The organism is Listeria grayi DSM 20601 (genome assembly GCF_000148995.1).
In the GTDB taxonomy this organism is placed as follows: domain Bacteria; phylum Bacillota; class Bacilli; order Lactobacillales; family Listeriaceae; genus Listeria; species Listeria grayi.
This window is the reverse complement of record NZ_GL538352.1, coordinates 353936-373197: the sequence shown is the minus strand read 5'-3', so window position 1 is coordinate 373197 and position 19262 is coordinate 353936. Positions and strand designations below refer to the sequence as shown.

Genomic DNA, 19262 nt, shown 5'->3' with positions numbered 1-19262 from the left:
TTTCCTCCTTCAAAATCCATGTTCTTGTAAATACTTAGCAGTCAATAGCGAATTCCCAGACTGCTCCTTTAAAAGATACTTGGCAACCAGATCTGTTTCGATATTGACAAGCTCACCAACTTTTTTGTTTGCTAAAATAGTCGTTGCTTGCGAATGCGGAATCAAACCAACGGAAAAAGTTGTTCCAGCTACATCAATGATCGTCAAACTTGTCCCATCGATAGCAACGGAACCCTTGCGAACGATCTCATTTGCTAAAGAAGCAGGAAATACAAATTGATAGCGAATCGCATTCTCCTCTTGCCAGATTCGTTCGATTTTCGCAGTTGCATCGACATGCCCTGCTACCAGGTGCCCTTCCAATCTGCCGTTTAAAGGTAGTGCTCGTTCAAGATTGACTGGCGATCCGATCTGCAAGCGGCTTAAATTAGTAGCGCGAAATGTTTCTGGCATCACGTCTGCTTGGAAACTATTGGCCGTTATGGAAATTGCAGTCAGGCATACACCATTCACGGCCATACTGTCACCGATTTTATAGTTTTCCAAAAATGGTTCTGGCGCCGCCACACCAATCACGATAGTTTGATGGGTCTGTTTTACCTGAGTGATCTTACCGATCGCTCCGATGATTCCGGTAAACATTTGTCTGCCTCCCTTCTGTGATACACTAACTTCACATCTTCTTTCAATTGTTCTACATGGCTAAGCTCAAATGCCGTCAAAGCGTCTGTTTGTCTCTTGCTTGCTACAGCTGGACGAGCATTTCCTCCCAGTAAGTAAGGAGCAACATAACTTACGATCCGATCGACTTTGCCAGCTGCTAAAAAGGCATCATGTATTGCTGCGCCACCCTCTATACAAAGAGATTGAATTCCTTCTTCCGCTAAAATGCGGATCACCTTTTCAGTCGTCCAGTCCGGGTCAACAAAGACACGGACATGTTCTGCGAAATTAATATCTGGCTCGTTGCCTGTAAAAAGCCATGTTTCTGCGAGACCATCTCGCCAAAGCTGGAACTTTTGATCCACTGTCCGTCCGCGTCTGTCGAGCACGATGCGGACGGGCGGATAAGGCACAACGTTACTTCGAATCGTAAGTGCAGGATCATCGATCAGAACTGTTTCACTGCCGACCAGAATCGCTTGAGATCCCATTCGCAGTTGCTGTACATCTTCGCTCGTCTTTTCATCCGTCAAATATGTGCGGCTAGCCGCCGAGCTGTTAGTTTTGCCATCGATGGTGACGGCTTGTTTCAAAGTAACAAGCGGACGGCGATGACGATGAAAGAAATGAAAAGCTGGATTCAGCTGCTCTGCTTCTTTCTCTAAAACACCTATAGTCACTTTGATTCCATGTGCTTCCAAATAGGCAACACCTTTCCCGCGAACTAGCGGATTGGAATCTAACTGTGCCACGTAAACATGCTCGATCCCCATTTCCACGATTTTTTCGCAGCAGGGTGGCTGTTTGCCATGATGGGCGCATGGTTCCAAGGTGACATAGATACTTGAATGCTTCGTTTCTTCGGGGTTGGAAACATTTTGAAAGGCGTTCACTTCTGCATGGACGTCTCCATAGCTGGCGTGATAACCTTTTCCGATCAAACGGTCTGCTTTGACGATAACAGCACCGACCAACGGATTTTTATACGTTTTTCCACGCCCTTTCCTCGCTTCTTTTATAGCGATTGCCATCCATTTTTCATGTTTATCCAAAACTCTTTTCACCCCTTTATACATAAAAAAGCCCCACCAAAATGGCAGGGCTCCAAATTTCAACACAAAGAAACTTACACAGCAGCAAATAAAAGGTAAACTTCCCCCTTGTTTATTGCACTGGTAAAAAAAACGATCTCCTTACAAAATCGCACGTACTTCTTCTCCCATCCAGACTTTCACTGTCGGTTCCAGATTTTCACTAGATCAACCGCAAATTAATGCGGGTCACGGACTTCAGCTACCAAAAGGAAGCTGTCACCGTCGGTCGGGAATTACACCCTGCCCCGAAGAAATGATATTCAATTACCTACGATTATGGCGACAAATTTGAAAAAAGTCAACTCCTTTTTTCAGAAAACATTACAAAGTTTTGCTTCTTCTTTACTAAACTGTCATTGTAATGTCGGTTATTTGTTACACGAAGCAGGGTATTTACTACTATACTAGAACCTAAATAGAAAGGATAGCGTGGTGATTTTCATGCCAACTACTACCCCAGTCAAAGGTCGCGACAGCTACTTTGATAATGCAAAATTTATTTTGATTTTTTTAGTTGTTTTTGGACATCTGATGCAAAGTTATATTACAGAATATGCCAGCATTCGTGTGCTTTATATTTATGTGTACACTTTTCATATGCCAGCCTTCATCTTGATTTCCGGTTTTTTTGCCAAAAACTTCCGGAAACCTGGCTATATCACAAAAACAATGAAAAAGCTTATTTTACCGTATGTCTTCTTCCAATGTATTTATAGTATTTTCTATTATTTTTTACTTGGCAAGAGCAGCTTTTCGATCCAATTATTCGCACCGGAATGGTCGCTTTGGTTCCTACTCAGCTTATTCTTTTGGAATATCATGCTGATCGGCTTTGCCAAACTATCTGCGCGTTACGCGATGCCAATTGCGATCGTTATCGGCTTAGTGGCAGGTTACTTTAATCAAATTGACGGCTATCTGAGTCTATCAAGAACATTTGTCTTCTTCCCATTCTTTTTAGCTGGCTTTTATTTGACCAAACAGCACTTCCAGTATTTACAAACAAAACTGGCTAAATGGATCGGTGCTGGTGTAATTATAGCGATTGTAAGTTTTATCATCGCTCACCCTGCTTTGAATGAAAATTGGTTCTTAGGTTCTAAACCTTACGCCAATTTTCTCGATAATCGCACTTTAGGTGTTTTCATTCGTCTCTTCGTCTATGCGATTTCCTTTGCTTCGATCAGCGCCTTTTTCAGCTTCGTGCCGAAAAGACAGCTCTTCTTTACAAAATGGGGGAAAAACACCTTATATGTATACCTATTACACGGTTTCTTCATTAAATTATTTAGAGAAGGCTCCGTTCAAACCGTCGATTACAAATTGCAGACGATTTTCTTGCTAATGGCTATTTCACTTGGATTGACCATCATTTTATCGAGTAAAGTAGTAACGACGATCGTTCAACCAGTCATCGAACTCCGTTTTTCAAAAATCAGAAATATGTTCACTAAGTGGGCAGGTCGATTTCAAAAACAAAGTTATTAAGTTACTCCGTCGTCATAAGCATGACTAACCCCCGCTCTTTTATAATAAAGAGCGGGGGTATTTGTTTTATCTATAGGGCTCCTATTGCCCTTATCAGCCTGTAATGATCTTTTCTTTCGGCAAACGAATCGCATTTTTCGGCAGGTTCTTATTGCGGAACGAAAGCAAGGAATACAAGATTCCGATCCGGCCAATAAACATCAGTATAATAATGATGATCTTACCAGCCACACTTAGATCTGGCGTTAGTCCTAATGACAGTCCACAGGTTCCGAACGCGGACAGCACTTCAAAAATAATGGCCATCAGCGGCGCATGTGGCTCGGTTTGTGCCATCAACATAATGGCGAGCATACATAAGAATCCCGCACAAAAAGTAACTGCTAGCGACTTCCTCACGTCTTCTTGATAAAGTTCTCTACCAAACACATATACATGCGTCCGGCCGCGGATAACCGAATACACAAACATCATCGTGATCGCAAATGTCGTGGTTCGTATCCCGCCGCCCACAGAACTTGGCGACGCCCCGATAAACATCAAGAAGGATACCAAGATCAATGTCGGCACACTTAACAAATTGCTGTCGATCGTTTCTAGGCCGGCACTTCGCGAAGTAGCCGACAAAAACATCGAATTGAAAAATCCTTCTGCCACACTGGAATGCGCATAGAAATGCTTGAATTCCAAAAGCCAGATAAACAGCCCGCCGCCAATCAACAGAATAAAATATGTCAGCGTCGTCACTTTTACAAATAAGGAAAAGCGAAACGGGATCAAAGCATTTTTGATCGATAAGAATTTTTTTGTTTCCAATAATACCGGAAATCCGATCGCTCCAGCCATGATCAGCAAAATCGAAATGATCTGGACGAAATAGTCATTTGCGAACGGCATCAAGGAATGCCCAGTAATGTCGACACCCGCATTGGTCACCAGCGAAACCGAATTATATAAGCCTTGGAACATCGCCTCAGGAATTGACTGATAATGCGGGATAAAGTAAATTCCCAATATCAATGTCCCCAGCAATTCGATGCCAAAAATCAATACTAAAATGTCGCGCAGCATCCGCACCATTCCGCTCATTGAAAACTGATTGGTATCGGTCATGATCAGTTGGCGCTGTTTCAAACCGATCCGTCGTCTAAGGATCAAGTAGAAAAACGTACTCAGCATCATGACACCAAGTCCGCCAATCTGGAAAATGCCCATCAGGATCCAGATCCCAAACGTGCTATACGTATGATGCACATCGACAGAACTAAGTCCAGTTACACTGACCGAACTAGCGGCCGTAAACAGCGTATCGATAAAAGATACATGTACACCTTTTTGCTTGGTCATCGGTAAGCTCAGCAAAATCGTTGAAACAGAAACAGCTACCACATAGTAAGCGATGATAACCTGGATGGGAGTCATATGCGACAGAAAAGCCCGTAGGCGTTTTCTTAGTCGCAATTCCCGCCTATATTCATTCTTTTTTAGAGGATCGTTCTTTTCTTCTCGCAATTATATAACCACCTAAAGCTATCATTATCATGACAACCCAAAATATCGCCTTCCATAACGTACTCTCAGGAAACGATTCTGGAATAGCATGTACTGCAGGATGAGCAAGCGTGCTCACAGCTAGTTTTATCCCGACCCAGCCTACGATCAAAAATGCGGCTGTTTCGAGAGTCGGATAACGGTCTAATAATTTGATCACTTGCGTTGCCGCAAAACGAATCACAATCAACCCAGCGATCCCGCCTAAAAACATCACAATGAATTGGCCGCCGTTCATTCCTCCAATATGAAAATCACCTAGCTGAGGAAGGCCAACTACCAATGCCGCCGCAGCAAGCATCGAATCGATCGCAAAAGCAATATCTGTAAATTCCACTTTCGCTACTGTTCCCCAAAAGGATTTCGCAGGTTTCGGAGTTTCCTCTTCTTTTTTTATTCCCGCATTTTCCCGGCGCAGATCAAGCATATGCTTGATGGCCAGATATAATAAATACAATGCCCCGATCGCTTGGATTTCCCAAACTTTCACTAAAAACGAGATCAGTAAAAGGGCAATCAAACGAAAAACGAGCGCGCCCAGCAGCCCATAAAATAATGCTTTCTTCTGCTTTTCATGCGGAAGCGCCTTTACGATCACAGCCATAACGACTGCATTATCCGCAGAGAGAATGCCTTCTAATGCCACGAGCACAAAAAACACAAAGATGTATTCGCCCCAAAGTGAGATATCCATAGTCATTCACCTTTCATTCTGTCATTACTTTACCATATAAATGCTGGAAAAAGAATAACTTTTTATCAAAACTGGCAAGTCGGCGCTTCTCTATTTAGAAGTACCCACTTGCCTGAAAAATAAGCATTTATATGCATTTTTTCTACTGTTCGGTCCGTGTCATTCTCGAAGTCAACCAGCCCCATACGACTAGCCCGATCATCACGCCCCAAAAAATCAGTTTCCACATGGTGGATTCTGGGAAATGATGGTCGATCACTCCTAGGCTTGGATGTGCTAGCGTGTAAATAACTAATTTCACGCCAACCCAACCGACGATCAGAAAAGCTGCCGTTTCCAACTTCGGATAGGTTTTCAATAGCTTTACAAACTGTGTTGCGGCAAAACGGATGATAACAAGCCCGATCAATCCGCCTAAAAACATGATCGCGAACTGCCCAGTGTCGATTCCGCCAATATGTCCAAAACCTGTTTTCGGCAATGTGATCGCCAGTGCGACCGCCGCAAGCATCGAGTCGATCGCAAAAGCGATGTCAGCAATTTCTACTTTTAGCACGGTCATCCAAAATCCAGATTTTTTCGCTTTATCTTGTTCCGATCCTGCTTCATGCCCTTTGCGATTTTTCCACAAATGATTTCCGGCAATGTATAACAAGTAAGCTGCTCCTAGTGCTTGTACCTGCCAAACATTTGCTAAAAAGGAAATCAAGAACAATGCAGTGAAACGGAAAACGAAAGCACCAAGCAAGCCGTAAAACAATGCTTTTTTCTGTTCTTTTGGAGGCAAATGTTTTACCATTACCGCCATCACAACTGCATTATCTGCTGCCAGTATGCCTTCCAAACCGATCAAGACAAGTAGCACCCACCCATATTCTAAAATCATCGACATATCCATTTAAATATCCTCCTTTGTCTTTTCCTTGCGCTAGGTCTGACAATAAAAAAACGAGACCCACCCTATAAATAAGGGCAAAGGTCTCGCTGACATTTTAAATGTTGATAAAACCGATGGCACGGATGCCACGTAATGACGACTTTATCTCAAATCCAGTCCTGGATTTGATGCTACTCCCCTTTGACACATGTCAAAGTACTATTCAATTAATAACTAAATAATAGCATGCTGCTCAGTTAAAAGTCAACTGCTTCTTACTTAGAGCAGCGAAGTCAGTTCGATATCCGGATTTTTATCCTTGAACCAATTTACTGCAAACTCATTTTCAAATAAGAATAGCGGCTGATCGAATCTGTCTTTCACTAGCATGCTCCGTGCAGTCGAAAGTTTTTCATCGACATCTTCTTCGCGGATCCAGCGGGCGATCTTTTTACCGATTGGTTCCATAATGATCTCCGAATTATACTCATTGCGCATCCGATGTTCAAAAACTTCAAATTGAAGTTGTCCAACGGCACCAATGATATATTCTTCCAAACGCCATGTCTTGAAGAGCTGGATCGCACCTTCTTGAACAAGCTGTTCCACGCCTTTATGGAAATGCTTTTGCTTCATGACATTTTTAGCAGAGACTTTCATAAATAATTCCGGTGTAAACTGTGGTAATTTTTCAAACTGTAGTTGTTTTGGTCCATTTGTGATCGTATCACCAATCTGATAATTCCCAGTATCATATAATCCGATGATATCTCCAGCTACGGCCCGATTCAGCGTTTCCCGATCGTCTGCCATAAACTGGGTGGAATTCGCAAGTTTGATTGCTTTTCCTGTCCGAGTGAGTGTTACACTCATCCCTCGATCAAATTCACCGGAACAAATCCGTACAAATGCGATTCTGTCTCGGTGAGCGGGGTTCATATTCGCTTGGATTTTAAAGACAAATCCGGAAAAATAATTTTCGTTTGCTTCTACATTGCCAACGTTTGCTTCATGCGCAGATGGTGCAGGTGCAAAATTAACAAAAGTCCGCAAGAATGTTTCCACACCAAAGTTAGCAAGTGCGCTACCAAAGAATACAGGCGTTAGTTCGCCTTGCTGGATCTTTTGTTCATCATATTCATTTCCGGCTTCATCTAGCAACATGATTTCTTCCAATGCTTGTTGATAGTAACCAGAATCTTGCAGCGGATTTGCTGCTTTCAAATCGCCCTCTTCGCCTAACTCTAAAAAGCGGTCTTCTTCCGGCACACGATATTGTTCTACCACGCGGTGATAACGGTCGTATAAGCCCATCAATTCTTTCCCCATACCAATCGGCCAGTTCATCGGGTATGACTCGATGCCAAGCACTTCTTCTAACTCTGCAAGCAGTTCTAGTGGCATTTTCCCTTGACGATCCATCTTATTGATAAACGTAAAAATTGGGATTCCACGCATCCGGCAGACTTTGAACAATTTCATCGTCTGTGCTTCGATCCCTTTCGCAGCATCGATGACCATAACTGCACTGTCGACCGCCATAAGCGTTCGATATGTATCCTCACTGAAATCCGAGTGCCCCGGTGTATCTAAAATATTGATTCGCGATCCCTCATAATCAAACTGCATCACTGAACTTGTTACAGAGATCCCGCGTTGTTTTTCGATTTCCATCCAATCACTTGTGGCAAATTTACCAGATTTTTTCCCTTTTACCGTACCCGCTGAACGAATAACGCCGCCGAATAATAACAACTGCTCTGTCATTGTTGTTTTACCAGCATCGGGGTGAGAAATAATCGCAAATGTCTTTCGAGATTGGACTTCCTTGTGCAAATCCTGACTCATTCCTTTTCTTCCTCCTAGATAAACTCATATTGCATAAGTATATCATAGAATACGCGTTAAAAGACATGGTTCTGGTAAAAAAAAAGCGGACGTGAAATCATCCACTCCGCATTTTTTCTGGCTCTCACATCTGATGTCGCGCTACCCAGCTAGTCCAATTATTTAAGATCCAGTTTTTCTTACTATAAGTAATAACGGCCTCATCTTTCCACTTCTTATATAGAGCATTATAGTATTCTCTGGTTACATTTGTAAAAGAAGCCAGTTCTTTTTGTGTAAAAATCGATGGTATCGTACAGCTGTTATTTTTCACCTCACCGATCTGGCATCCTAATGTAAAAAATAATGCTGTGATCCGCTCTTCCGTCCGGTAAGAATAGTTGACCAAACGGCTGGATAACTGATTGAAAAATTGATGGATCAGCTGATTCCTTTTTTCTTCTATCATATAGGCTTCCGAAGCAATTAAATGTGTATCCCGTTTTGCAACAAAAGTAAGGTTGGGGATAATGTCTTCATCCATAAAGAAAGTATCCCCTGCCTGATAAGCGGCAATGAATTGTTCTTTATAAAGGCAAACAATGATGCCTGATAAGATATAAAAACTCCCTTTATGAAAGAAAGCCTGGTTCTTGTTGATTTGATAATACTCTTGTTTAGCTAAAGGTTTATTCGTCATGAGAGTTTTTTTCATTTTCATCATCCTCCAAATTTTAAACAATAAAATGAAGCCAATACAAAAGAATATCTTTTGTATAAAAAGCAATAAAGCCGCTAATTAACATGCTAATTGCAAATAAGCAAACAAAAACATAAATTATCTTACTTCTTATCTTTAAAAAAATAATGTCCCAAATTTGATAGTTGAAAAACAGCCATATCAAACTGAATAACATTGGTAGAACGACATTATAAACATATCCCGTTAGTTTTTCATATAATTCTTTCTCGTTATTAATAGACGTTAACACTTGGTAAGCGATTATATATAGGCTAACAATCCCAATGACAGTGAAAAAGATAGCGCTAATTTTGATGAGCCTGCCAATGATAAATGTATGTTTCCCCATTTTATATTTCCTTACCTTTCTCTTTTTGGTTCGTATACTTGCGGTAAAAAAATCCTCTCGCCACATAATATACAATGAAAAATGTCGCTGTTATCCAAAATAAATATATAAAAATATTCAATCGAAACTTTAAGCCGTTAAACAGCACATTAAAAACGTTTCCAACTTCCAATAAACAACAAAGCAGACCAACGATATAGGAACTATATAGAGCAGTCCGCTTTGCATTTTCCACCCATACAGGCCCTTTTCGGAATAACCTGAAAATAATAAGCCCAATCATCCCCCCATTTATAATCAAGTAACTAATCGTTAGAAACATGATGAGCATTCCCATTACTTGATTCTCCCCCTTTACACCTATTGCCTTGTCTTATCTTCTACGACGTGAAGCTGCGGGTTTCTTTGTGGCACTGAGAATTGCCAGTTTTGTTCTTCCTGCCATACTTCTTTGGTGACAGAGGCAACCAGTTGTTGCATTCTTTCTAATAAAGGAACAAAAATTGTTTTTTCTCTTTCCGCCATAAATGCTTTAAAGGAGTTGCTTTCATTTTTTTCGATATGAATGATCTGTTTGATTTTTCCAGAAATGCGGTAATGTTTGTCTGCGATCGCAAATGGAACGTTTAATTGGATATGCAGTTTTTGATCTCCCAGCAATAATTCTTGTGCAGTCGCATCGATAGTATTCTTTGCTTCAAATTCACCTTGCTCTAACGAAAGCATTTCTACATGGATAGCTTCGTATTCCACTTATCTTCCACTCCTTTCCTAACAAGAAAGAGCGGTCAGCGAACAACTAATGTGTCCGCTGATACGCTTCTATCGTTTTAGATCCAGTTATTACGATTATATCTGCGTAGTAACCACGCACCGATGATCAGCAATGATCCGAGTCCTGTATAGTAAATCGTTGAGACATCACCTGTCTTCAATAATCGTTTCACTGCTTTTTTAGCTTTTGTTTCAGTGACTTTTACCGGATTTGGATCTTTTGGATCTTTTGGATCACTTGGATCAGGTTTGATTTCCGGATCTTTTGGTTTGGTACCGCCAGACGAGGAATCTCGTTTCTTATCTTTTTTAACGGTAACTGCGATCTGTTTCGTTATTTCTTTGCCGTTGCTTCCTACCACTGCATAAGTAACTGGATAGCTACCGACTTTTTTATTATCGACTTTGTTTTGTTTCACTTCGATCTTCGCACTGATGTCAGTATGCTTTTCATCGCCGTCATAGGCTTTGACTGTTTTAAGCGGTTGGAAAGTTTCTCCGACTTTGATCGTGCTGTTTTCTGCTTTGATCACGGCGTCTTTCGCCAATATCGAAATCTTCCTTGTCTTCTTGACTTGGATTCCATTCGAACCTGCGACCGTATACACAACTTGATATTCTCCAACTTTTTTCGTGTCGACATTGTTGCTTTCGATCGTAACAGCAGAAGTAATATCAGTAGCTTGAGAAGCTGCTTTTTGGACGAGGCTGACATTACCGTCATAGGCGCGGACACCCTTCATTGGATCAAAGGAATCGCCAAGTGTTAGTGTGCTATCATCAACAACAATGATCGCATTTTTAGAAACAACTGTGATTTTGACTTCTTTCACTACTTCTTTTTTATTTTTACCAGTAACACCGTAAACCACCTTGTATTCGCCAACTTGGTTCGTGTCTACTGTGTTTTCTTTGATTTGGAGCATAGCGGTAAGGTCGCGGTCATCGGAGTCTTTAGCAGTTACAGCTTTCCGCGGATCAAATTTGTCTCCGACTTGGATCGTTTTATCAAATGCGTAGATACTTGCATCTTGATATTCTCCTTCGATAACTGCATCTGCTTCTGAATCATGGGCCGTATTTACACCTGTTACTTTAGCGATATTTGTGATCTCTACTGCTGCTTCGGCTGTCACTTTGGCTTTGAAAGTAATAACTTTCTCTTCATTCGCCAAAATATCACCGATGGTCAGTTTCAATTTGTTTCCTGCTAATTCGTAGCTTGCATTTTCTTGATTTACTTTTATGCTCGCTTCATTGAGCTGGATCCCTTTCGGTAGATCATCCTTGATAACAACTTCATGCACATTTCCTTTAGTAGTAGGGTTTTTCACTTTGATTGTATACATGATCTCATCACCAGGCGCCGCTGTTGTATTACCGTTTGTGTTAGCAACTTCTTTGGAAATAGTCAGGTCGCCTGGATTTTCTTGAACGACCACATTAATCGTTTTAGTGACTTCATTCCCGTTTTCGCCAGTGACGCTGTACGTAACGGTGTAATTGCCAGGATGGGAAGTATCTACCGTATTAGCAGTAATATTGATGTTGGAAGTCAAGTCTGTATCATAGCCATTCCCATCAACTGCTGTAACGTCTTTAAGTGGATCAAAGGAATCGCCAACAGCTATTTTTTTGTCTGTTGCCTGAATGACTGCATCTTTAGCGACAATGGTCACTCGAATCGTTTTAGAAACAAGATTCCCGTTCTCGCCTGTAACTTCATAACGAACATCATATTCACCGGCATGCTGCGTGTCCACGGTATTCATCGTGATTTTCAAATCAGCGGTTAAATCCGTTTCACGTCCATCGCCATCGATTGCTCGGACTTCTTTTCGTGCATCGAAATCTTCTCCGATTATACTTATTCGATTGTCGGCTTGGATAACGGCATCATTTGCGATTACTTTTACTTTGACCGTTTTACTGATCTCGTTGCCGTTTATACCAACTACAGCAAAAGTGACCTGATAATTTCCGGATACACTGGTATCTACATTACTATTGATTACTCGCACGTTTCGAGAAATATCTGTGTTGACTCCATCGCCGTCGATTGCCGTTACAATGCCAAGCGGATCAAAAGAATCATTCACGTATAATTCTTGATCATCCGCTATGATCGTTGCATCCCTACCAATGACCTTGATCTCGATTTCTTTTGTTATTTTTCCATTTCTTGCTTCTGCTTCATAGACAACTTTATAAACACCGATTCGAAGCGGATCGACGTTGTTGCTGATCACTTTTAGACTGGCCGTTATATCGGATCCATCTTCATCGATTGCTGTAACATTTTGAAGCGGGTCAAAAGTATTGCCGATCTCGATTTTTTTATTGATGGCGATAATAGAAGCTTTATTTGCTTCTCTGCTTCCAATGCTCGTGCTGGCGTTTTTATCCGCGACTGCTTCGCCAGTAACATTGGCAATATTCGTAAGTTCTCCTGAGTAATCAGCCTTCACTTTTACTGAGATAATCACTTCGATCTCATCTTTATCCGTTACCGTTCCGGCAGTAAGAGTGACTTTATTGCCTTTCCATACCGGAGTCGCTTTTGTACCTTTCACAGTAACCGCATCGGTTTGGACCTCGGCTCCTGCTGGAACGGTGTCCGTTAATGCCACTTGTTGCACGGCACTATTAGCAATTGGATTTTTCACTTTGATCTTGTAAATGATCTCATCGCCAGCTATGACCGTCTGCTGATTTAAATCTTCCCCAGCAGCATTTTCGACCTTTTTAGTGATCGTCAAATCCCCTTGGTTGGCTATGACAGTGATCTTAACTGTTTTAACCACTTTGTTTTTGCTAGAGCCGATAACGCCGTATGTTACTTCATACTGTCCTGCTTTGGAAACATCGACAGTATTTTTTTCGATTGTGATTTTTGCAGTAAGATCTGTATTGTTTCCATCTCCATCGATGGCAGATACGCCTTGTTTTGGATCAAAAGCGTCGCCCTGATGGATCGTTTTGTCGGTTGCGATGATCTCAGCATCTTTTGGCAAGACAGTCACCTGGATCGTTTTTTCGACGGTATTCCCATTTGAACCTGTCACGGCATAAATGACAGTATATTTTCCTGTTTTATTGGTATTGACGTTATTACTTTTGACTTTTATCTTTGAGGTCAGATCCGTTTGATAGCCATCTGTATCTTTCGCTTGTACTTCTTTTAGCGGATCGAATGACTGTCCTAATTGAATGGAACGGTCATTAGCTGTGATCACGGCATTTTTAGCAACTACCGTAACTTTGATGGAAATGCTGACTTCATTATTGTTTTTGCCTTTTACTTTGTAGGTAACGGTATATTTTCCTGCTTTGGAAGTATCTACCGTTCCTTCATGTGTCACTTTATTCGTGATGTCCGTTTTTTCTTTGTCGCCGTCAACGGCTTTTATTCCTGCCATGTAGTCGAATGACTCGTTCAATTCGATCGTCCGGTCGCTCGCGGTAATGGTCGCATTGGTAACAGGAACTTCTTTCTCTTTTACTGTTACTTTGATCGCCTTTTTGACTTCCACGCCATTTTTACCTGTGACTTTGTAGGTAACCGTGTAAATGCCTGCTTTGCTAGTATTGACATTTTGGTCGTATGTTAATTTGGCGGTAATATCTGTATGAGCCAGATCACCATCTTTAGCGGTAACCCCTTTCTTGTAATCGAATGGATCCCCTACTGTGATTTCTTTATCGCTAGCATTGATCGTCGCATTTTCGAGATTCCGTACGTCTGTCGATGCTTCATATTGTTTATTATCGACCGTTTTACCTGTAACGCCAGCAACGTTTGTGATTGTTCCTGAGGTGTTCATATTTATTTTAGCGGCAAAAGTGATCTGATGACTTTTATTTCCTAAAAGATCTTCCACATGAATTGCTTTTAAGTCTGCATTTGCGACTTTTTTATTATCCACTTCCAAACTGTCAGCCTGATAAGTCAAACCTGCTGGAAGCTGATCACTAACAGTTACAGCTTCTACTACGCTGTTGGCAACTGTATTTGTAACCGTGATCTTATAATAAAGTGTATCTCCTGGATTGACCGCTGTTGCTTTGAAATCTTCTCCCGTAGCTGTGATCAACTTTTTACTGATCGATAGTTCGCCAGTTTTATAGATGACTGTTACTTGAATCGTTTTGCTGACTTCATTTCCATTTGCTCCAGTTACTTTATAAGTGATCGGATACACACCCGGACTAGACATATTGACTGTTCCCTGGTAAATAACTTTAGAAGTAATATCCGTTTTCGCTGCATCCCCGTCGATAGCGCTGATGTTTTTCTTATAATCAAAGGTACTACCAACATAGACAGTTTGGTTTTTAGCAAAAATCGTGGCATCAACAAGATTAGTTGGTTTTGCAATGACAGTTACTGTAATATTTTGAGTCACTTTGTTACCGTTCGCTCCAGTAACTTCATAAGTGATGGTATATTTACCTGGTTTAGAAGTATCGACTGTTCCCCGATATGTTAATTTAGAAGTAATATCTGTCTGCTTCGCGTCGCCGTCTTTAGCCGTAACATCTTTAAGATAATCAAACGTATCCCCTTCTGTGATCGTCTTGTCAGATGCTTGGATCGTCGCATTTGTAATCGTTTCTTGTTTCTTTGTTACTGTTACTGTGATTGATTTCGTCACTTCATTCCCATTTGCTCCGGTAACCCGGTAAATGACCTGATATTTGCCGGGACTGTTCGTATTGACCCGTCCTTGGTGTTTAACATTAGCGCTGATATCCGTATGTTTCGCATCGCCATCGAACGCTTTGACACCTTCATAATAATCGAATGTGTCCCCTTCTGTGACCGTCTTGTCAGAAGCTTCGATCGTCGCATCTCCAATAACTTCATTCGAGCCTTCTACTACCTTGATCGTAGAAACAGCTGTCACTTCTTGGCCATTTTGTCCGGTCACACTATAAACAACCGGGTAACTCCCAATAGTATTCGTATCCAGTTTGCTGGAATCCCAAGAAACACGAGCGGCAAGATTAGTGCCATCGCCGTCTGTCGCAACGATTCCTTCCATCGCGATCTTATTGGAAAAGGCGTCTCCTTTTTTGATCTCCTTTGTAGCTGGTACTGTCAAAGTAGCTTTGGAAACGCTTGAGACCACTACTTTTACCGTTCGCTCAGCTGTCGCTTCAAGTCCTGTCTTTGGACTTTTAACAGAATAGTAAACTTTGTATGTACCCCATTTATTCGATTTCACATTATCCTCTACCTCAATGTAGCCAGAGATATCGACATTATTTTGACCCGGATCTCGGGCTATAACCCCTTGATATGGACTCCAAAGCGACCCTTTTTCAATTGTCGTATCTTCCACACCAGTAAAATAAGGTGGTTCCGCCGCATCTGCACTCTTTTGTGTATTGACTTGCGTATAGAGATGATTGATCGGTTTCGCTAAGGCAATAAATACGCTTAAAAGCAGTAATATGGTAACGGCCCAAATGGTGTATTTTTTTGCTTTCATTATTTTTCCTCCCTTTGTCATTCACATGACTACAGCCTGTTTTAATACGGAAGAAGATGGAGGTATCGTGATACTCTCCATCTTCTTTTGTAATCTTCTATATTATCAATCATTTTAGTTCACACAAATCACTCAAGTGTTGCGAGCAATTTGTGGCAAACGATTATTTTTTATTTGCTGGTTTTTTCTTTTCTGTTTTTTTACCTTCTTTTTTAGGTACTACTTTCACTGTTGCTGCGTTGGATTTCTTTTCGATCGATTTTACTTTGTGTTCTGTTTTTGGTTTTGTATCTTTTTTTGTTTCTTTCTTATCATTGGAACATGCTGCTAGGGATAAACTGCTTACTAACAAAATCCCGATCATACCTACTTTGATTTGTTTCCATGCATTTGTTTTTGTCATTATTTTTTCCTACTTTCTTCTATTGGACTTTAACAGCCATTGTGCGGCTGCCTTGTTTATGATTAGAATTTCTTACTAAATACGTAACTGTGTATTCGCCTGCTGTATTACTGTCGACCTGCTGATAAAACACGGTCAGATTCGTGGTAATGTCGCCATCGACTTTATCCGTTGCCAAGACGCCGTTCAGCCAGTCGAAATGATCGACTTCGGTTCCAAGCGACATATGGATCGGCGAGGCAACGATCGTTGGTGCTTCTGCTTTTACAAAAACAGGTACTTCGATCTTGGCTGTTTTATTATTAGAATTACTTACCTCAAAGTAGATTTGATACGTTCCTTCCACTTGCGGATCTATTTGTGAAAAGTCGACGCGTACTTTCTCTGCGATATTGCCATCGACTTTGTCCTCCGCGATTAGATTTTGCTTCCAATCCATTCGCGAGTCGATGATCCGGTTTGCAGTGATCGTGATCGGATCGGAATGGAGATGCGGAACTTCGGCTTTTACAAAAACTTGGATTCGTAGCTCGCCTATTTTATGATTGCTATTAGCTACTTTATAGTGAACTTCGTATTGGCCTTCTTTGGAAATATCTACATTTCCCAGATCCACTTCTACTTCTTCAAGTAGATCTTGATCGACAGGATCATATACATGGATATTGGCTTTCCAGTCAATGTCGTGGACGGAACTTCCTGCCGTCACTTCAAAAGGTTCGCCGGAAATAATTGGCTCTACTGCATTTACTTCAACTTCAGTCCATGCTTTTTGTTCTTTACCATTGCTGTTCCGCACGGTATAAACAATTGGATAGGTGCCATCTTGTTCAAAATTCACTTTGCTGTAGTCCACTTGACAATTTTGAACAATATTCCCATCGACGACATCGTAGGCTGTTATACTCTTATACCAATCAATATCTCGCGGCTCTGAACCTGCTTCGATCTGCAAACTCGCTACTTTCAATGTAGGACGCTCTGCTTTGACAGCTACTAATCGGTATAATGTTGTCGTTACCCCAGCTGAATTCGTTACCAGATAAGTGACAGGATATAGGCCTTCTTTGCTGAGCGATACCATTTGTGGTTCGCATTTGATTTTTGCTGTGATGTTTTGATCAAATGGATCAAATGCGATGACGCCTTTAAGCCAATCGATTTGCGCTCGCGGTGTGCCCGCTTTGATTTCCATATCATTGGCGTATAGTAAAGGACGTTCTCTTCCGACAATGATCAGCAGCCAATGCTCCGGCTGACTTTCATAGTGAGAATTCCCTAATTCATTTGGATGCGTTCGATACGGCACCCAATAGCGTCCCGGCTCTCCAAGTTGAAAATGGTGTTTTTGCAGATACGCTTTATCGAGCCAGATCAATTCTCCGGACGATAACTGGATACCTTCTGTCAGAAGTTTTTCGAGAAAAGCAGGTTCACTGTTGCTGGGGATACGCAATTCTTTATGTTCCGAGGAAGACGTTTCTCGAGCATCTTGTCTGAATGCTTCAATCGGATCGTCCGCATAATCAGCTTCTTGTTCTTTTACAAGCGTATTTGCTTTTTGTTCCTCATGTTGATAGATCTCTTCGACTAATTCGCCCAGTTCTTTTTCTGGCTCATCAGGGAGATCTTCTAAAATAGGCGGTTTTGAGATTTCTTGTGTCTCTTCCGTTTTATCTTGAACCGTTACTAAAATACTTTTATAAGTCGTTTGTTTCCGACTGTTAGTTACTTCATAAACTAATAGGTATTGACCGCTTTCGTTCAAATGAACAAAACTGTCATTCACCTTCACTTGTGCTGTGATGTCTCCATCTACTGCATCGGAAGCAGTCACATAGTCCAACCAGTCGACACTACTTGTGCCTTTTTCGATCGTGATCGGTTCTCCTTGAATGACCGTGCCCGTTTTTTCTGCTGTTTCAGTTTCAGTATTACGGTCATTCAAAAAGCGTATTTTCTTTTCCTTCATTTATGGATCTCCCCTTTCACGCGCATCTTGATGATCTGCTCATATTTTTTGTCTACGCGCCAGCAGAGGATCGCCATAACGATCACAACTAGCAAGACGATCCATACCCAACTTTCCTGTCTAAAGAAAAGGGAGACATCAATGCTGAGTAGGAATAAAAAGTAGTGGATATACACACGCCGGATCTGAGCAATCATTTCAGCATGGTGTGTTTGAAAAAAAGTCATGTGCTTCTTTAACGGGCCAATCAAGAAAAAATCTATTCTCGTTAGCGTCGTTCTGAAAAAGAGCCGAATGTATAAAGCACAATAAGTAATAACAGCTAAGCTCACAATTGCAATCAATAGATTATTAAGCAAATGCCTTTCTTCCTTTCTCCTCTTCCAATATTGCCTCCCAATAACTCAATGTATATGGCGCAATTGGCTCTTTATCTTGTAAGTATTCTTCCATTCCATTTTGATAAGCCGTTAGATAACAGGATGTGCTATTTTCAAATTTGCCAATATAAATGGACTTCATATATTCCCATTGTGATTCATAAAATGCAGCAAACTGCGCTAAGCCTTCCTTTTCCTCGGCTGTCAGATAATTAGTCTGATCGATGTCTTTTTTCAGTGTTAAGAAGAAGGCTTCCGTTTCACTTTGTTCTTCTAACTGTTCTGCCCATTTTTCCGCCTGATAAATAGCTGGAAGATGAATCAGATAGCCGTCATTCTCTTCAATACAGTCTTCCATAAACAGGAGTCGTTCGGCTTGGAAGGCCTGCAAGCGTTCGCTGAGTTTCTGACGCTGAATCCGAAGAAGCGGAGAGATGACGAGTTTTAGTTTCGGTTCCTGTTGCTTGGTCTGTTCCACTTTGTTTTCTGCAAGCAACTGCTTATACCATTCCATCTGCTTGTTGAATTGCGGTAGCAGATCGATCATTTTGATGTGCAATAGATATGGGAATGATAGCCACACCGATGCTTCCTGTTGTTTCTGAAGTTCTCCCCAATGTAGGTAAGAAGCTTGTTTGTCTTGGATGTCCGCCACTTTCTGCAATTCTGCTTTCATCATTTCGTATTGCTTATTTTGCTTCTCTACTTCATACGTAAGCAGTTCTAGTTTCACAAAATGATGTAAGATCATGCGGTCTAATACCCATTTAACTAGGAAAAACCCAGCCATAATTAGAACTATTTCGGGAAGAAGCAGATAAAACAGTTGCATAAACTGCCAAATGGTTGCAAATAGATCCATTTTTTCCCCTCCCTTCTCTTCCTCAAAAGTAAGATATTTTCCAGTGCATTCTTATTTTATCGATATATTTACAAACTTATTTGCACATTCA

Annotated in this window: 14 protein-coding genes and 2 riboswitches; of the genes, 1 reads left to right on the top strand and 13 read right to left on the bottom strand. The window is 41.2% G+C overall.

What is annotated here, in order from left to right; genetic code table 11:
* Window positions 1–9: 9 nt before the first annotated feature.
* Together HMPREF0556_RS02015 and ribD are read right to left on the bottom strand one after the other, a co-directional pair.
* Complete coding sequence (locus tag HMPREF0556_RS02015) at window positions 10–642, bottom strand: riboflavin synthase (protein ID WP_003754984.1); 633 nt, start codon at window positions 640–642, stop codon at window positions 10–12.
* On the bottom strand, window positions 597–1715 hold the full coding sequence (gene ribD / locus HMPREF0556_RS02010; RefSeq protein WP_169308987.1) for a bifunctional diaminohydroxyphosphoribosylaminopyrimidine deaminase/5-amino-6-(5-phosphoribosylamino)uracil reductase RibD: 1119 nt from the start codon (window positions 1713–1715) through the stop codon (window positions 597–599). The genes HMPREF0556_RS02015 and ribD overlap by 46 nt, the downstream gene beginning before the upstream one ends.
* 155 nt (window positions 1716–1870) lie before the next feature.
* A riboswitch (FMN riboswitch) is annotated at window positions 1871–2014 on the bottom strand.
* 184 nt (window positions 2015–2198) lie between these two features.
* Between ribD and HMPREF0556_RS02005 the strand changes: the two genes are divergently transcribed.
* On the top strand, window positions 2199–3245 hold the full coding sequence (locus tag HMPREF0556_RS02005; protein ID WP_003754980.1) for an acyltransferase family protein: 1047 nt from the start codon (window positions 2199–2201) through the stop codon (window positions 3243–3245).
* Window positions 3246–3338: 93 nt separating this feature from the next.
* On the opposite strand, the gene HMPREF0556_RS02000 is transcribed toward HMPREF0556_RS02005, so the two are convergent.
* The 11 genes from HMPREF0556_RS02000 to HMPREF0556_RS01940 form a co-directional block, all read right to left on the bottom strand.
* On the bottom strand, window positions 3339–4676 hold the full coding sequence (locus tag HMPREF0556_RS02000; RefSeq protein ID WP_115346423.1) for a TrkH family potassium uptake protein: 1338 nt from the start codon (window positions 4674–4676) through the stop codon (window positions 3339–3341).
* Window positions 4677–4719: 43 nt separating this feature from the next.
* Complete coding sequence (locus HMPREF0556_RS01995) at window positions 4720–5490, bottom strand: TerC family protein (protein WP_040486580.1); 771 nt, start codon at window positions 5488–5490, stop codon at window positions 4720–4722.
* A 142-nt stretch (window positions 5491–5632) separates the two neighbouring features.
* Window positions 5633–6388 carry a TerC family protein gene (locus HMPREF0556_RS01990; RefSeq protein ID WP_003754977.1) on the bottom strand — a complete coding sequence of 252 codons (756 nt, stop codon included), beginning with the start codon at window positions 6386–6388 and terminating at the stop codon, window positions 5633–5635.
* A gap of 21 nt (window positions 6389–6409) precedes the next feature.
* Window positions 6410–6579, bottom strand: a riboswitch (yybP-ykoY riboswitch).
* A gap of 67 nt (window positions 6580–6646) precedes the next feature.
* Window positions 6647–8215 (bottom strand): peptide chain release factor 3, encoded by a 1569-nt coding sequence (locus HMPREF0556_RS01985; RefSeq protein ID WP_003754975.1) that lies wholly within the window; start codon window positions 8213–8215, stop codon window positions 6647–6649.
* A gap of 124 nt (window positions 8216–8339) precedes the next feature.
* Window positions 8340–8909, bottom strand: a complete 570-nt coding sequence (locus tag HMPREF0556_RS01980) for a Crp/Fnr family transcriptional regulator (protein ID WP_036106238.1) — start codon at window positions 8907–8909, stop codon at window positions 8340–8342.
* A gap of 736 nt (window positions 8910–9645) precedes the next feature.
* The gene (locus tag HMPREF0556_RS01965; RefSeq protein ID WP_003754968.1) at window positions 9646–10038 is read right to left on the bottom strand and encodes a DUF1149 family protein; all 393 of its coding nucleotides are present in this window, start codon (window positions 10036–10038) and stop codon (window positions 9646–9648) included.
* 77 nt (window positions 10039–10115) lie between these two features.
* On the bottom strand, window positions 10116–15554 hold the full coding sequence (locus HMPREF0556_RS01960) for an immunoglobulin-like domain-containing protein (RefSeq protein WP_040486389.1): 5439 nt from the start codon (window positions 15552–15554) through the stop codon (window positions 10116–10118).
* A gap of 163 nt (window positions 15555–15717) precedes the next feature.
* Entirely contained in the window at window positions 15718–15957 is a 240-nt protein-coding gene (locus HMPREF0556_RS13375; protein ID WP_003754966.1) for a hypothetical protein, read from the bottom strand.
* 19 nt (window positions 15958–15976) lie between these two features.
* Complete coding sequence (locus tag HMPREF0556_RS01950; protein WP_003754965.1) at window positions 15977–17929, bottom strand: immunoglobulin-like domain-containing protein; 1953 nt, start codon at window positions 17927–17929, stop codon at window positions 15977–15979.
* A complete protein-coding gene (locus HMPREF0556_RS01945) occupies window positions 17926–18288 on the bottom strand; it encodes a hypothetical protein (RefSeq protein ID WP_003754964.1) in 363 nt (120 codons plus the stop codon). The genes HMPREF0556_RS01950 and HMPREF0556_RS01945 overlap by 4 nt, the downstream gene beginning before the upstream one ends.
* The gene (locus HMPREF0556_RS01940; protein ID WP_003754963.1) at window positions 18281–19171 is read right to left on the bottom strand and encodes a hypothetical protein; all 891 of its coding nucleotides are present in this window, start codon (window positions 19169–19171) and stop codon (window positions 18281–18283) included. Before HMPREF0556_RS01940 ends, HMPREF0556_RS01945 begins: the two co-directional genes overlap by 8 nt.
* Window positions 19172–19262: the final 91 nt, after the last annotated feature.

Coding starts and splice junctions, on each gene's coding strand:
- HMPREF0556_RS02005 (WP_003754980.1), top strand. CDS start 2,199: ATGCCAACTACTACCCCAGTCAAAGGTCGCGACAGCTACTTTGATAAT.
- HMPREF0556_RS01980 (WP_036106238.1), bottom strand. CDS start 8,909: ATGAAAAAAACTCTCATGACGAATAAACCTTTAGCTAAACAAGAGTAT.
- HMPREF0556_RS01950 (WP_003754965.1), bottom strand. CDS start 17,929: ATGAAGGAAAAGAAAATACGCTTTTTGAATGACCGTAATACTGAAACT.
- HMPREF0556_RS01985 (WP_003754975.1), bottom strand. CDS start 8,215: ATGAGTCAGGATTTGCACAAGGAAGTCCAATCTCGAAAGACATTTGCG.
- HMPREF0556_RS01995 (WP_040486580.1), bottom strand. CDS start 5,490: ATGGATATCTCACTTTGGGGCGAATACATCTTTGTGTTTTTTGTGCTC.
- HMPREF0556_RS13375 (WP_003754966.1), bottom strand. CDS start 15,957: ATGACAAAAACAAATGCATGGAAACAAATCAAAGTAGGTATGATCGGG.
- HMPREF0556_RS01940 (WP_003754963.1), bottom strand. CDS start 19,171: ATGGATCTATTTGCAACCATTTGGCAGTTTATGCAACTGTTTTATCTG.
- HMPREF0556_RS02015 (WP_003754984.1), bottom strand. CDS start 642: ATGTTTACCGGAATCATCGGAGCGATCGGTAAGATCACTCAGGTAAAA.
- HMPREF0556_RS01990 (WP_003754977.1), bottom strand. CDS start 6,388: ATGGATATGTCGATGATTTTAGAATATGGGTGGGTGCTACTTGTCTTG.
- HMPREF0556_RS01960 (WP_040486389.1), bottom strand. CDS start 15,554: ATGAAAGCAAAAAAATACACCATTTGGGCCGTTACCATATTACTGCTT.